The sequence below is a fragment of the Desulfurococcaceae archaeon genome (assembly GCA_038845865.1).
In the GTDB taxonomy this organism is placed as follows: domain Archaea; phylum Thermoproteota; class Thermoprotei_A; order Sulfolobales; family Desulfurococcaceae; genus UBA285.
Genome location: JAWBQJ010000007.1, coordinates 1 through 14,442 on the forward strand (window position 1 = coordinate 1; position 14,442 = coordinate 14,442).

The following is a 14,442-nucleotide window of genomic DNA, read 5'->3' on the forward strand; positions in this document are numbered from 1 at the left end:
GTAGCGATGACCATGGTGCATTAGTCGAGTTCCTGAGGTTGTATCGTGATGCTGTACAGTTCGTTGTGAACAAGCTGTGGAGTTTAAACAAAGTGCCTTCAATCAAAACTCTACACAGAATGTTCTACAATGAGCTGAGAAAGCACGGTTTCAGAGCACACCACGTGAAGCAGATATATACTTATTGCTAAAGCAGTAGTTAAAGCATGCAAGCGAAACAACGGTAGAAAACCGGTTCTCAGAAAACTATCAGCTAGATTGGACAGGTACGACTACAAGCTCAACCTTGACGATAGAACGTTGATCTTGAAGCTACACGGAGGTAAAGAGGTTAAGTTAAAGCTGTTGACATCTACTGAGAGAGTAGAAAAATTCAGAGCTTGGAGCAACTACGAGCTATCGGTGACAGTGAAAGACGGTAACGTCTTTGTATCAGTTTACTTCAGGAAAGTCGTTGAGCTCAGGAAGCCAAGGACCATCGTAACTGTTGACGTGAACCTCGATAACATCACATTAGCCATCTTCACATTAGGTGGAAAGCTACTGAAGGTGAAGCGATACAAGACACCGCTCAGGAAGATACTAACCCACAGGATTTGGATCGAGAGAATACAGAGAAAGTACTCTAAGTCATGGAGGTTCATCAGAGGAGTTAGAAGAGCCATTGAGAAGCACGGTGAGAAAATAAGGAGCATTGCTTGGGACTATGCTCACAAGATTGGAGACTCCATAGCAGAACTCGCCAGCAGGTACAGTTCCATCGTAGTCCTGGAGAACTTGAACCATCTGAGAAGCAGAGTCAACGGTGGTAGCTCATTCAACAAGAAGCTGTCCCTGTGGTTCTACAGGGGGATACGCTTGATGATCGGGGGCGTTGCTGGGCTAATAGGTGTTGGTGGGGGCGAATGTAGGATCCCAGCTTTGCTTCACATACTCAAACAACCAGCTACCACTGCCGTAGCGGCTAACCTATTTAAGGCTTGCTAGTAGTTGTCGCTTCCCTTATTAGGCGTCTTCAACTAGGTTTGCTGAGCAACCACCACGCCAACATAGCCTTCGCTATGTCGATGTCATCGATTGTCGGCACCTATTTAGGAGTTCGGCTAATAGGTAAGTTCCCTGAAAAGATGTTAGGAAAAATTTTAGTATCATTCCTAATACCTAATAATAGTCGGCTTAAAAGTTCTTTCAGTCTTTTTAATTGCTTCATAAAAACCGAATCTACCGAAGCCAGCCTTGTCCCTGAACGAGTGCACGCACTTTACGCAGAGTTTTCCGCTCTCGAATCTGAAGCAATTAAAAAAGGCTGAAAGGTAAGATTACTATCTTTATCACCGAGACAAGTATGTTGATCTCGCGGAGGATATTGTTAGGGTTTATGAGGGGTGGCGCCGGGGGCGGGATTTGAACCCGCGCGGGGTGTTCCCCCACCGGCTTAGCAGGCCGGCGCCCTACCAGGCTAGGCGACCCCGGCTCCAGTTTATAGTAATGCGTAGACTCGGTTTTAAGCGGTGTTTGCGGGGGTTCTATGTGGTTTTCGTGGTGCTGTGTTTTTAGTGCTTCGAGTACGGCACCTGCGCTCGATGCTACGATTATGAAGTTCCGGAACTGGGCAATCCACTGAACGGGGTTTTCTGGGGAGAAGGGGTCTTGAGGTGGCTGTACCCCGATTAAGCCCAGTAAGCTCGCCGTAGTGCCCGCTTCTAGGTGTAGTGCGTGGACCAGTGCATTGCAAGACTCTACTAGCATGTAGATGCTTAGTGGTTTAAGCGAGTTGAGGGCCGCCCCGGCGAAGAAGAGAGGTAGGAGCGCTCGTGGGTGCGCGTCCACGTGTAGCGTGAACAGTAGGAAGAACGCGTTCAGCAGATAACTTGGCGATCTAGCGCGGTCCCGGGGGGTGAGGGATACCAGCACTACGAGTAGCGCCAGCCACAAGCCCACAGTAACCCTGTACACTAGGCGCTGGCCGAGCGCGTTGACCAGGATACTGCCCATACCGAAGCCCCCGCGCTCTGCAAGGAGGAATCCGGATATAAACCACTCGTAGTACTGGGGGTTTAGCATTCCCGGAATAACGTAAGGTAGGAGCACTCCCGAGAGCGCAGGCAGCTTTACCTTCCCACCTCCTGTTACAAGAACGCCGTGCAGGTAAAGCACGAATAGCACGAGTAGGAAGTAGTTAAACCCCGTTGACAAGCCCATGTAGAAGACAGCCTTACCGTGCTTTCCCCTCCCGGCTTCGAGTAAGGCCAGCACTACGAGCGGAACGGACACGACGTCCAGGGAGTACGGAGCTAGTGCCAGGATCGACGTTAAGAGTAGCGGGTAGAGAGGTAAGTAGTGCTCCCTAAACCGGGAGGAGCTGAAGGGGATTATTACGCAGAGAGACGAGATGATTGCTTGAAAGGAGTAGAGGATCACCGTGAACAGGGGGCTGATGTAAGACCCGGTAAGTAGGAGTGCAAGGTACGTGATGAGGGCCCAGAGGAGCGCGATCAACGGGGGTGCTGGGACGTCCCCGTAGACGCGTAGCTTGTAGTCTAGGTAGGGCACGGCGTACACGTTAACACCCCTCCTAATGGAGCTCCACTTCTCGCTGTTAAGCCAGGTCTTCCTAGCCTGTAGCTCGTCCGTCACGTTGAAGACGTCGTTGTAAAAGCTGGTTACCTCCACTTCGAGCGGGCTCCACAAGACCCGCTTAAAGAGAAGCTCCTGAACGCTAGCAGGCATGTAGAGTAACAGCGAGACTGCCAAGACGACGGCTACCGATACCGCTTCCCTCGCCGCCTTCAAAAGCTTTTCACCGGCTACCAGTAAAGTAAATTAACGGTACTTAATTTAGTTTGGAGGACGGGTCTAAGGCGATTACACTTGGGAAGGGGGGAGAGGCTAGTAGTGCTCGCATCGATCACGCTAATACTGCTCGCAGCAACCTACTCCTTCGGGAAGACCGCGTGGAGCCTCCACGAACTGGAGGCGGATCGCGGGGGGCGAGGGTACGTTACCGACGAGGTGTGGTACGTCTCGGCAGCCAGGAACATCCTCCGCAGGGTTTTCGGGGTGGAACCCAGGCAGCTAGGTGTGCGCGGCGCCACGGTAGTGTTCAGTGCTAGCGGGTGTGCAACTAGGTGGACCAGCATAAAGGACACCCTCGTGGACCTGGCGAGTAGGCACGGCCTCAGTAGCCGCGCCGACTACGTCAAGACCTACGCCATCTACGTCAACGGGTCTGAAAGCGGCGTGGAAGCGTTCGTAAGGGAGGCCGGGGAGCTCTGCCCGGTAGTAGACGTGGTTAGGGGCTGGATGCTGCCCGATGCCGAAAACGTGCACGAGTACATCAACTGGGAGCACCCCCCTCTAGGGAAGTACACGATCGCGCTCTCCATGGTTTTACTGGGAGACGCGCCCGTGTACTGGAGGCTACCCAGCGTCGCGGCGGGTACCGCTACCTCGGTACTCGTATACTTCACGTTGTCGAAGGTAACCAGGAGGCGCGACGTCCCCCTGATAGGTGCGCTCCTCGTAATCGCGGACCCCATGTCACGCGCGCTTTTCAGTATCGCGCTACTAGACGGTTACACTGCGTTGTTTACGGCGGCTTCACTGTACCTCGCGGCTTGTAAGAAGTACAGGGAATCCCTACTACTCGCCGTTACCGGCGGCTTGTTCAAGGCGACGGGTTTATTCGCCGCTATGCCGGTAGTCCTGCTACTAGCACGCGAATCGGCTCTAAAAGCTAGTAGGAAGCCGGCGGTGTTCGTGCGGTCCTTGGTGGCGTTTTCCCTAGTGGCGGCTATACTGTACCTCTCATCGCTGGTTCTGGTCTCCGCACCCATAATTAGCTACATGGGTTTGAGGAACTGGGTCGAGTACGCTCTAATAGGCTCTATTCGCTGGCATCTAAGCGTGAAGTGCACGGGGGCCCAGTGCCCCGTCAGCTCTGCGCCCTGGGAGTGGTTCGTAGGGTTAAACAGCTTCCCGCTCTACATATACCCCGACGGGAAGGTGCTCTACGCCGAGGGGTTCTACCCCCTGTGGCTGGCATCGCTAATACTGCTCGTGTTCTACCTCCCAGCGGTGTTCACGGGCTTCAAGGAGTACGGTTACGTAGCCCTGTTCTACGCTGGGGTTCTCGGCAGCTACGTCCTACTGTGGATTCTAGGCAGTAGAACGCAGTACAGTTTCTACGGCGTACAGCTAGCACCACTCGTCTACATGAACCTAGTTTTCGTCACGTACTTAGCGTTAACTAGAGAGGAGTTCACGCAGCGCGCCGCGAGGGCGTGGAACGCGCTAGTGCTCAAGCTCATAGGCATCCTCTTAGAGTAGAAGGCACCTAGTGCTGAGCAGTTGGACGCGGTAAAGCCCGACTCCCCGCAAGTAGCGGTGTAAACCCGCAAGGAGCGGGCGCGGAGGGCCGGGAGGCTTACTTGGCGGCGGAAAGCGGAGTCCCGTGTTTTAAAAGTAATATCCGCGAAATCCTAAGAATGGTGAAAGGCATGTTCGTGAGGCCGAGACTAAGGCTCGTAACTGTTAAAATGCCGGAGATATACCTTGAGGGCATAGACGAGCTGATCAAGATAGGTAGGTACAAGAACAGGAGCGAGGTCATCAGGGTGGCCATAAGGGAGCTGTTAAGGCGAGAACTGTGGATTAGAGAAGCAGAATTGAGCTAAGCCCGTGGCTGCGCGGTTAAGCCTCTCGCCTTGTTGAATACGAGCACCACTACCGGTTCATACTCGTCGAGTTTTTGGATTCCAAGCGGGGGGCGGTAGTCCGGGAATATCCTAAGGACATCTCTCATGTCAACGGGCTTCCTGTAGACCACGGGCATCAGCACCTCCATCGCCAGAGCCCGTTCAGCGCCCTTAATGTAGTTGAAGTCCTCTTCACCCACGCCGCTACCAGGGCTTCTCAGTAGCGTCTTAACGATGTACTCCGGCGTGCCGACAATGACGTTTCCCACGGTGTACTCCCCCATGAACGCCTTCACACTGCCTGTCACGTATAGCACGGCCCTATCGCCCGTCTTAACGGGGACGCCGTTCTTCGAGAGCTTCCTGAGGTCATACTTCTTCCTGCCGGTGAATATTCTGTACGCGAACACAGGCTTTATCGGGATGACCAGCACGTTCATTGAGAGGGTTCACCGGCACTAGCGGAGTAAACGCCGTCAGTGCATTCTAGGTGTTTAAGGGATTTTAAGCACTCTTGAGTAAATTATTGTAGTGCTGAAAGCTGGTATTGCTGATTAGTGATGAGTGATACCGGGACTTAGGAGGACATGGAGGCATGGAGGAGAAAATACGTGAAGGGATCCCCGTTCTCCTAGTAATAGACGAGAAGAGGAGGTTCGTTTTCAAGGTGGAAAGGGGGAAAATACTAGGCACGGATAAAGGTTACATCCTGCACGACCAGTTAATAGGAATCCCCTACGGCTCGGTAATCAAGACCAGTCTAGGCGCGCCGGCCCTAGTACTCAAGCCCACGGTACAGGACTACTTCGCGGGGCTTAAGAGAATTACGCAGGTCATATACCCCAAAGACGCCGCGCTCATGGTGTACCTCTCGGGAATAGGCCCGGGTAGCAAGGCGGGAGAGGCGGGTGTAGGGTCGGGCGCGCTCTCCATAGCGATAGCTTCCATCATCGGAGACGCCGGAGTACTCTACGGCTTCGATATCTCCGATGAAGCCCTCAAACACGCGTCAGAAAACCTCGAGAAGGCGGGTCTGCGTCACCGGGTTGTCCTGCTCAAGCAGGACGTGCGGGCAGACCTCAGCGTGGAGCCCCTTGACGCTTTTTTCCTAGACATACCCGATCCCTGGAACGCCGTCGCGAGCGTGAGTAGGGTGTTGAAGGCCTCGGCACCGCTACTGGTGTACGTGCCCACGGTTAACCAGGTTGAAAAGACCGTTACTGCGCTACGGGAAAGCAGGCTATTCGGAGACATTCACGCCTATGAGCTCCTACTAAGAGAGTACCAGGTAGAACCGGGAGCGGTCAGGCCGAAGACGAAAATGATCGGGCACACGGGTTACATCGTGTTCGCTAGAAAGGTACTCCTATAGGTGTTTACCCTTCACGTAGAGGTATATCGTGTGAAGGAGGCCGTTGTCATCTCTGACTTCGACTACCCTCTCCGGCTTCCACCCGGGTATCCTGAACTCGTGGCTCACTATCCTAGTACCGTTGCGGAGTTCGCGTTCAAATTTAGGTCTTAGCATCTCGTTAACGGATGTCAGTAGGAATAGCGTTATTACGGTAGCGTCCCCGATGTAGGTGTTGAAGAAGTCACCGTGCAGTATTTCGACGCGGTCATCAACCCCCTCTTCCCGCGCCTTAGAGGCCGCTAACTTGTACTTCTCGCGGTCTATTTCAATGCCGATAGCCCTCTTCGCGTTAAACTCCTTAATCGCAACTATGAGTATCCTGCCGTCACCGCAACCAAGGTCGTACACTATGTCTTCGGGACCTACGTTTGCGAGCTTTAACATGGCCCTAACTACGGGGTACGGCGTGGGTACGTATGGTACCAAGACCACGCGCGCTCACCGGGGCTCAGGAGTAAAAATTGTAAGAGAGCTCTTAAGCAGTGTTCTTGTGGAAGGCGCTAGACAGGTACCTCGACTCCGAGGGATTTAAGCTTTTCGAGCATCTCGTAAACAGCCTTTTCCTCGTCGGGCTGGAGCCTTTCGTCTAGTGGCAGGCGTGAGAGAAGCCAGTGAATGGTGCTGTCCTCCAGCTCTACCAGTATCTGTGGAAGCCAGCTCATTCCAAACTCGTCTCTATCTCCATGTTCCACCAGGTACACGTAATCCTCGACCTTGACTTCCAGCGGGACCTTTAAAATCGCGCTAAGCCTCTCAGCTAGTTTGAGCCACATTTTGTGGTATGGATGGTGCTCCGCCGTTACTATAACTACTTTAGATGCCTTCAAGCCGATCAACCCACCTGGATGATATTGTACCGGAGCTTTAAAGGCTTTTAAACAAATACCTGCCTAGGCTTTCTCTCCTCTTCAGGCCTTACTTTGATTATTCCGTAGAATATCGCGCAGGATACGCAGTAGCACCTCTTCACGGGGTACTTCATTATTACGGCCCCCTTCTTTTCGAGCTCTTCCGCGAGGCCGGGTGGAACCGGGCTGTACATCCTCGTGACGCAGACGATCTTATCTGCGGGCACCAGCGCACCGCAGTTATCACATGGCACCCTTTCAACGGAGCCCTTATCGCCTTTTCTACGTCCGCGACTTTCCCTCTTCTTGGGCAAGCAGATCACCTGAGTACCAGGTACTATGCTACTTAAAGACCCTCTTATTTTTAAGCTTTATCACCCGCTGACCCCGGAAAACGGCTGTTAGGGCTCGTGCTAGCTGTGCAGGTTCCTAGTGAACCTCGCCAAGTCACTACCACCGGCCACGTCTTCCCACTTAATGCCTAGTGCCAGTAGTAATTGCTCTAACCCCGACCTCAACATCTCTATGTACTTGTCAGTATCCACCTCGTGCTGTCTAGCCAGCTGTATTGCCTTATAGCCGTCTCCTCCCTTGACCTTCACTAACACTATGATGTCTCCTTCTTGAATATTCATGCCGTGCTTTCTAAGCTGTAACGCGGCCTTCACGTGCGGTGGTTTGTTTTTAGTGTACGCTGATGGGTCTTTCGTGAGGGCCGTCTTTATGGCTAGCATGTCCAGGGTGATCTCCTTCTGCTTCAACCCATAATAGTGCTCTTTCATGACCTTTTCAAGCCAGTTCATGAACGCGGCGAAGTCTTCTGGGCTTTCCACTTTCTTCAAGCTGTCGAGGATGCTGCCGAACAGCGACTTAACGAATTCCGGGGTATTCCGTTTCTTAGCGACGAGGCCCTTCACCTCTACTTCTCCGTTGCTGGTTCTGCCGAGGTAGTTCTTCCTCAAGCCGGTGAACACTATGAAGGTGAACTCCTTGTCTACCTCGATGTCCAGGTCCAGGTTTCGCTGGATCCACTTCTGGAGGAGTTCCAGCTGCTTTGGAGTAGGCGACCACACGAATATGGAGTCCGTGTCCCCGTAAAGGGTCTTAATGCCCATTTCCGCCGCCTTCACGACTATGCTCATGAAGGACCTCCTGCCGAGTGCCGTGACGCTCTCCGCCACGGCGGGGGAGTACAGCGAGAACCTCTCGTCCCCGAAAACGCCGTAGCTGGCATTTATGAACACTTTAATGGCCCTTTGAACGACGTCGTACCACACTCTTAGCTCTTCTGAAAGGGACTTGTTCTTGGACCTCTTCTTGTATATTCCAACCCTGAAATCCCTGAGTATCCCGGTGATCTGGGCCGTTAACCCCGGCATGTCGGTGCACACTGTATGTATAACCTTACCGGTCTCGTCGACGATCTTCTGCTTGCTGGAGCACCAGTTCATGTCCACTGTTTCGTAACTCAAATTGAAGTTCTTGATGACGCTCGGGTACAGGGAGGCGATGTCGAGAACCACGACGTCGAAGAAGACGCCTTGAGGCGGAACAATTACCAGTGCACCGGCGTATTTTTTTCCCTCTATCACCGCTTTAGTGGCCGACCTTACGTAGTTTGCGATGTCCTCTTTGTTTGGAATAAGGTAGTTAAGTCTTCTATGCTCCCAGAAGAACAGGTTCTGGATCCAGCCGGAGATCTGCCTCCTGCACAGCTCCTCCACGCTCGTCTTAGAGATCCGCGCCATGAGGATAATGAGTTTCCACACGAGCTCGTTACTAAATGTCGTCAGCATTAACGTGATCTCCGCGTCCCTCAAGTTGTAGGCTACGAGCAAGCCAGCTGATACGTCGCTCACGGTCTCCTCGAACCCTATTTTAGTTACCCCGAGAAGAGCCTGGGAAACAGCTTCAAGCCGTTCTTCCTGGTACCTGCCCCCGAAAGCGTAGTTCTTGATTGCTTTGTTGGAGAAGAACCTGTAGAGGTCTAGGTGAATGCTGCTTTCAAACTTCACGAGGTCTTCTCTGACTCGAATCGGCACGAGAGACCTTGGAATGCCGATTTTCAGGGACCGCGTGTACAAGTAGAGTAGGTCGAACTTGTCGCCGTTGTAGGTCAGCACCACGGGATACCCGGAAACAGCCCTGTAGAATTCTAGTATCATGGCCTGCTCGGAATCGAAAATCTCGACCTCGGCGTTGGAGGGATATATCTCCTCGGCAGCGTACAGGAAGGGGCTCTTGTAAGGGCGCACAGATATGAAGACCTTCCGGTAACCATCACTACCAGCCATCGCTATGCTGATGATCGGGTACTCGGCCAGCCTGGGGTTGGGTACCCTACCTTTAAATGGAGTGTAGACCTCGATATCCACTGCTACCCTCATGGCTCTGGGCGGAGGCTCTTCGAATAGTTTAGCGAACTCCACCGCTAGCTTCCTGGTGGACTCGGGTTCGCCCGAGAAGAGGTCGTTTATGGTCCTGGCCACATCTTCTGGTATCCGGGGCTCTGCGAGCACGAGTTTCGGGTAGCCGTCTTCATTCACGATGGCGTAGCGCATACCGGGTATGAGCCCCATGTCGAAGGTGTAGTTCGCGTGGTATTTGATCTTCGCCTCCCACGCGTTCTTGACGCTACTCCGAACCTTCCTCACGGCTAGGGGGTCCCGCGTCACCACCTTGACTAGCTTAACCTTCTGCATCGTTAGAGGGTTTATTTTTTCGACTTCTTCAAAGCGCTCGACGCTCTTCTCGCTACCGAGTTTAGCTCTGAGAGCTTCAACGTCCTCGTCCGTTATGAAGTATGGCTTGTGATCCCATAGGTCGGGGACCCTGATGAGCCTGGCCCCATCTTCGCTGAGAAACTCCATCACGGCCTTGCCAAGCCTACCGTCATAGTATACGCCGAGTAGGTAGTGAAAGGTTTTCAAGCTTCTTGCAAACCCCTGCCTGAAGGGTGCTCCCTGCCAGTCTACGTGACTAGCTGTTTTCGAGCTCGAAGCGTTCGCGAAGCTCATTCCACCTCGCCGCGCAGAATCATTATAGCCCGTGCAATGTCTCCTTTAGCTTTCACGAGCGCCTCCACCGCCTTGTCCCGTGAAGCACCGGTCTGATCCATGACGAACTTGATGTCGTCTTCTGATAGGGGGGGCGCGTGCTCGGTCACGGGCGTTGTTAACGGTTCTTCGCGCACCTCGCTACCGATGACCTGGTATACCAGCTGCCCGTGAGCCTTTAACACTATGACTTGCGGGGAGGTTATGACGATCTTCTTCGAGCCCGCGAGAAGCTCTACCCTCTCTACGCCGCGGAGCTCTTCCACCTCGATCCCGTACCTCTTAAGGAGCTTCTTTAACTCGTGAGGGCTGAAAAAAGCCATAAGCTCTACACACCTTCTTAAAAGGTTATTCTACATAGTGTATTTAAAAGTAGAGTAGTAAAGCCCATTAACACTACCGGCGAGGACTTGGTGGCAGTTTACATGGAGGTGAGGATTCTAGGTGGAGGTAGGGAAGTGGGCCGCACGGCCATACTACTGAAGGAGAGGGAAGGCTCGATACTGCTAGATTACGGAGTGAGCTTCGATGAAAGGGATGTCCCGCAGCTCCCACTACACGTAAGGCCCGTTGACGTTAACGCGTTGGTGATATCACACGCACACCTAGACCACGTAGGTGCAGCGCCTTACCTGTTCATAACCGGAAACCCGAAGACCATCACCACGAAGCCCACACTCGACGTGGCTAGGTTACTAACCATAGATTTCCTGAGATTAAACGCGCACTACATAGATTACGAGCTCAGGGAATTCGATAGGATGTACAGTAGCGCCGAGTTCCTGAACTATGGTGAGAAGGCAGAAGTTGGCGCGTTCGAAATCCAGTCCTTCAACGCTGGCCATATAATGGGTAGCTCGCTCACTTACGTGGAAACTCCTAGTGGCGAGCACGTACTCTACACAGGTGACTTCAACGCGGTGCAGACGTGGACGTTGAGTAGCGTGGACACGCCGCCCCTTAAACCCACAACTATAATCGTCGAGTCGACCTACGGAGCCAGGAACCACCCGCCAAGACACCTCGTTGAAAAGCGCCTTCTAGAGGTAGTTGAGGACACCGTAGATAGGGGAGGGGTGGTCCTCATACCGGCGTTCAGCGTTGGTAGAACGCAAGAAGTCATGACGATTCTTTACGCGCAGGCACCCTACCTAGACATATACGTAGACGGTCTGAGCAGGGATGTAACGGAGCTCTACGTAAAGTACAGGAAGTTTCTTAGAGACCCCGGCCTGTTCCTAAAGGTCGTGGAGAACGTAAACTTTATCACGGATTTCGCCATGAGAAAGAAGATCCTCAAAAAACCCTGCGTAGTCATAGCCTCCGCCGGCATGCTCAAAGGCGGCCCGAGCCTCTACTACTTGAAGCAGATACAGGGCAACTCCAGGAATGCCATCGTACTGGTAAGTTACCAGGCCGTGAATAGCAATGGCCATAAAATACTCGAGAGCGGGGTGCTGAGAGAACAGGGGATAGAAGAGCCCATTAAGGCTAGGCTTACATGGCTAGACCTTTCAAGCCACTCGGGGAGCGACGACATCGTAAAGTTCGTACTGCACTACAAGAGCAGCGTCAGGAACGTAATCATAGTGCACGGCAACCCGGAAGACGCCGATGAGCTCTCGAGAAAACTCAAAGAGCAACTCGGAGAAGACGTCAACGTACTCGCCCCACCGAGCGGTGGCACCGTGCAATTATAGCATGGTACCAATAGCGTTTTAAAACCCCAAGAGTAAAATAGAAAAGTGGCGCCGGGGTAGCTCAGCCTGGAAGAGCGCCGGGCTGTTAACCACGAAGCATTCATAGCCTGGTGGAGACCCGGTGGTCCGGGGTTCAAATCCCCGCCCCGGCGCCTAGTTCGCAGAACGTGTCTTCTCGCTCGTAACAGTTTTGCCCCACTCTCCGGCTAAAATCAACCGGTTTAACTACAGGTGCTTTGTGTGAAGGTCCACGTCGCCGTTGACTTGGCAAAACTACACAGGAAGCTCGCAGAGGAGGGCGTGGTTTTCGTTACCGTTGGGAAGCTCGCTGAGGGGCTTTCCACATCGACTAGGAGCGCTGGCAGAATACTTTCTAAGATGAGTGAAAAGGGGCTTGTAGTGAAGTACAGCAAGACCACTTACAAGGTCCTCCTTGAAAACTACGTGGTGAATGCCCGTAGGAGCGCCCGCACTGCGTAGTAGTCACTATAAAGTCATAAAGTCCTCTGGTTTAGGCGGCTCCGGCTTTAACCCCTTCCTCGTCCTTATACTGGCTATCAGGTCCATTAACATGGAGTCGGGTACGGGTGCCCAGCGGCTGAAGTCCTGCCCCCATATAGCCTTACCAGTTGTCACGTTTCTGAGCATGTCCGCCATGTCGAATGACTCCGAAACGGGCACCTCTGCTACTATCCTAGCCAGGTTTTCCGCCTGTTGTATGTCTAGGATCTTACCGCGCTTCTTGGTCACGACTACGGAGATGTTACCGATGTACTCGACGGGGACCCTCACGTCGTACTTCAGTATGGGTTCTAATAGCGTCGGGTTGGAGGTTAGCATGCCAGCGAATATTGCATTCCTCACTGCAGGGTAAATCTGTGCGGGTCCCCTGTGCGCGGGGTCTTCGTGGATCACGGCATCGTGGAGCACTACGAGTAAGCCCCGCACGGGCTCGTGCGCTAATGGGCCTTCCCTCATCGCCAGCCTAAAGCCCTGTATAATGGTATCCCTGACTTCGCGTAAGTACTGGACACCCGTGGTCATGTCCACGAATATGTCGATGTTCTCGTCTATGGCCATGATCCTCCTGGCCATGTCCGTGTCCCAGCCGGCGTGGTCTCTCAAGATCTTTGCCCTTTCCCGCGGGTCCATGTCCTCCACCACGAGGCCCTCCTGTATGAGCTTGATCGTCGCCTCGTCTAGCGGCCTTACGCTAATGTAGAACTTGTTGTGCTTGTTAGGCGATTTACCTTCAAAGATCCTGCTCTCATTCTTGACGGTTTCCCTGTACACTATCACCGGCGGCGACGCGAGAACCTCGAGCCCGTAGAAGTCCTTCAGCAGTGTAAGTGCTATTTCGATGTGTAAAGTACCGACACCGCTGAGCAGGTACTCGCCCGTCTCCTCGTTTATCTTGACGATGAGGCTGGGGTCTTCCAGGTGTAGCTTGTAGAGAGCGTCAATGAGCTTAGTCAGTTGCTGCGGGTTCTTGGGCTCTATTGCAATGGTCACTACGGACTCCGTAATCATTCTAAGCCTCTCGAAGGGAGTCATGAAGTCCTTGAACACGGGGCTTACCAGCGTTTCACCCGATCTAGCCTTGTCTACCCCGAGGACGGCGGCTATGTTACCGGCGGATATCTCGTCCGTTAACTCCCTGTAGGGGCCCATGTATAGGCTCACTTGTAGAACTCTCTGAAGGGCCCTGGCGTTGACGAGGTATACTTCTTCGCCGGGTTTAACGGTCCCCGAGAAAACCCTCCCAGTGGCGACGAGCCCTGCGTGGGGGTCGACCTTCACGTCGGTGATCATCATTATCAGGGGGCCGCTGGGATCGCACTCAACCATGTACTTGGCCACCTCGTTATTTAGGTCTCCATGCCATATCTTGGGTATCCTGTACCTCTGAGCCTCTCTAGGGTTGGGTATGAACTTTACAACCATGTCCAGTATTGCCTCGTGCAGTTGTGCGGTTTTCTGCAACTCCGCTAGGGCGTCCTTACCCCTGTTGTAAATGTCAATTATGTCGCTGATCTTGATGCCTTTCTGCATAGCCAGCGGTATCGTCAACCCCCACCTATCCCTCGCAGAGCCGAAGGCCACCTGCCCTTTAGCGGGGTCGAGGAGCCACGCTTTCTGGAACTCCTTATCGGCGTAGTTGGCTATGAGCGTGTTTACGTCCTTTACGATTTGCACTAGCCTTTGTTGTATCTCTGAAGGCGACAGTTTCAGCTCCTTGATCAGCCTATCCACCTTGTTAATGAACAGTATTGGCCTAACCCGCTCCTCCAGCGCGACCCTCAAGTACATCTCGGTCTGGGTCATCACACCCTCCACGGAATCTACCACTACGATTGCGCCGTCTATGGCCCTAAAAGCACGTAAAGTCCTAGACTGGAAGTCAACGTGACCAGGCGTGTCTATGAGGTTGATGACGTAGGGTTTACCCCTATACTCGTGGTACAGGCTTACGTTGGCAGCCTTAACGGTCATTTGCCTCTTTTGCTCTACGTCAAGGTAGTCTAGTGCAAGCGCCTGTCCTGCTAGTTTCTCCGAGAGTAGCCCTGCAGCGCTTAGTAGGGAGTCGGATAGCGTGGTCTTACCGTGGTCTACGTGTGCGGTTATGCCAATGTTCCTCACCTGATCAATGTTTTTCATTATTTTAAGCACTTCAATCGTCTGCTTGTACTTAACCATGGTCTCACACCGCGTGAAGCAGTCTACTTG

14 protein-coding genes and 2 tRNA genes are annotated in these 14,442 nt (G+C 53.1%); 8 read left to right on the forward strand and 8 right to left on the reverse strand.

Going from position 1 to position 14,442, the window contains the following annotated elements; all coding sequences use genetic code 11:
* Both QXU03_07490 and QXU03_07495 read left to right on the forward strand, forming a co-directional pair.
* The coding region (locus QXU03_07490; GenBank protein MEM2171572.1) for a hypothetical protein at positions 1 to 191 on the forward strand (191 nt) is incomplete at its 5' end.
* A gap of 67 nt (positions 192 to 258) precedes the next feature.
* Positions 259 to 987 (forward strand): IS200/IS605 family accessory protein TnpB-related protein, encoded by a 729-nt coding sequence (locus QXU03_07495; GenBank protein ID MEM2171573.1) that lies wholly within the window; start codon positions 259 to 261, stop codon positions 985 to 987.
* A gap of 399 nt (positions 988 to 1,386) precedes the next feature.
* Here QXU03_07495 and QXU03_07500 read toward each other — a convergent pair.
* Positions 1,387 to 1,474: transfer RNA gene (locus QXU03_07500), tRNA-Ser, on the reverse strand.
* 1,397 nt (positions 1,475 to 2,871) lie between these two features.
* Between QXU03_07500 and QXU03_07505 the strand changes: the two genes are divergently transcribed.
* Together QXU03_07505 and QXU03_07510 are read left to right on the forward strand one after the other, a co-directional pair.
* On the forward strand, positions 2,872 to 4,329 hold the full coding sequence (locus QXU03_07505) for a glycosyltransferase family 39 protein (protein MEM2171574.1): 1,458 nt from the start codon (positions 2,872 to 2,874) through the stop codon (positions 4,327 to 4,329).
* A 158-nt stretch (positions 4,330 to 4,487) separates the two neighbouring features.
* On the forward strand, positions 4,488 to 4,676 hold the full coding sequence (locus tag QXU03_07510; protein ID MEM2171575.1) for a ribbon-helix-helix domain-containing protein: 189 nt from the start codon (positions 4,488 to 4,490) through the stop codon (positions 4,674 to 4,676).
* On the opposite strand, the gene QXU03_07515 is transcribed toward QXU03_07510, so the two are convergent.
* Positions 4,673 to 5,137 carry a DNA-binding protein gene (locus QXU03_07515; GenBank protein MEM2171576.1) on the reverse strand — a complete coding sequence of 155 codons (465 nt, stop codon included), beginning with the start codon at positions 5,135 to 5,137 and terminating at the stop codon, positions 4,673 to 4,675. The genes QXU03_07510 and QXU03_07515 overlap by 4 nt on opposite strands.
* Positions 5,138 to 5,292: 155 nt before the next feature.
* Here QXU03_07515 and QXU03_07520 point away from each other — a divergent pair, with 155 nt between their 5' ends.
* Positions 5,293 to 6,069: a tRNA (adenine-N1)-methyltransferase gene (locus QXU03_07520; protein MEM2171577.1), complete on the forward strand. Its 777-nt coding sequence runs from the start codon at positions 5,293 to 5,295 to the stop codon at positions 6,067 to 6,069.
* Here the strand turns inward: QXU03_07520 and QXU03_07525 are convergent.
* From QXU03_07525 to QXU03_07545, 5 genes are all read right to left on the reverse strand, one after another.
* Positions 6,064 to 6,543, reverse strand: a complete 480-nt coding sequence (locus tag QXU03_07525) for a protein-lysine N-methyltransferase (protein ID MEM2171578.1) — start codon at positions 6,541 to 6,543, stop codon at positions 6,064 to 6,066. The two genes, QXU03_07520 and QXU03_07525, sit on opposite strands and share 6 nt — an antisense overlap.
* Positions 6,544 to 6,611: 68 nt before the next feature.
* The gene (locus QXU03_07530; protein ID MEM2171579.1) at positions 6,612 to 6,947 is read right to left on the reverse strand and encodes a hypothetical protein; all 336 of its coding nucleotides are present in this window, start codon (positions 6,945 to 6,947) and stop codon (positions 6,612 to 6,614) included.
* Between the two features lie 38 nt (positions 6,948 to 6,985).
* The gene (locus QXU03_07535) at positions 6,986 to 7,273 is read right to left on the reverse strand and encodes a 30S ribosomal protein S26e (GenBank protein ID MEM2171580.1); all 288 of its coding nucleotides are present in this window, start codon (positions 7,271 to 7,273) and stop codon (positions 6,986 to 6,988) included.
* A gap of 99 nt (positions 7,274 to 7,372) precedes the next feature.
* On the reverse strand, positions 7,373 to 9,976 hold the full coding sequence (locus tag QXU03_07540) for a DNA-directed DNA polymerase I (GenBank protein ID MEM2171581.1): 2,604 nt from the start codon (positions 9,974 to 9,976) through the stop codon (positions 7,373 to 7,375).
* Positions 9,973 to 10,338 carry a nascent polypeptide-associated complex protein gene (locus QXU03_07545; protein MEM2171582.1) on the reverse strand — a complete coding sequence of 122 codons (366 nt, stop codon included), beginning with the start codon at positions 10,336 to 10,338 and terminating at the stop codon, positions 9,973 to 9,975. The genes QXU03_07540 and QXU03_07545 overlap by 4 nt, the downstream gene beginning before the upstream one ends.
* A 90-nt stretch (positions 10,339 to 10,428) precedes the next feature.
* Between QXU03_07545 and QXU03_07550 the strand changes: the two genes are divergently transcribed.
* The 3 genes from QXU03_07550 to QXU03_07560 all read left to right on the forward strand — a co-directional run bounded on the left by QXU03_07550 (position 10,429) and on the right by QXU03_07560 (position 12,195).
* Positions 10,429 to 11,715 (forward strand): MBL fold metallo-hydrolase, encoded by a 1,287-nt coding sequence (locus QXU03_07550; GenBank protein ID MEM2171583.1) that lies wholly within the window; start codon positions 10,429 to 10,431, stop codon positions 11,713 to 11,715.
* Between the two features lie 50 nt (positions 11,716 to 11,765).
* A tRNA-Asn gene (locus tag QXU03_07555) sits at positions 11,766 to 11,867 on the forward strand.
* Positions 11,868 to 11,955: 88 nt separating this feature from the next.
* Positions 11,956 to 12,195: a hypothetical protein gene (locus tag QXU03_07560; protein MEM2171584.1), complete on the forward strand. Its 240-nt coding sequence runs from the start codon at positions 11,956 to 11,958 to the stop codon at positions 12,193 to 12,195.
* Positions 12,196 to 12,201: 6 nt separating this feature from the next.
* Here QXU03_07560 and QXU03_07565 read toward each other — a convergent pair whose 3' ends face one another.
* A complete protein-coding gene (locus QXU03_07565; GenBank protein MEM2171585.1) occupies positions 12,202 to 14,412 on the reverse strand; it encodes an elongation factor EF-2 in 2,211 nt (736 codons plus the stop codon).
* Between the last annotated feature and the right edge of the window lie 30 nt (positions 14,413 to 14,442).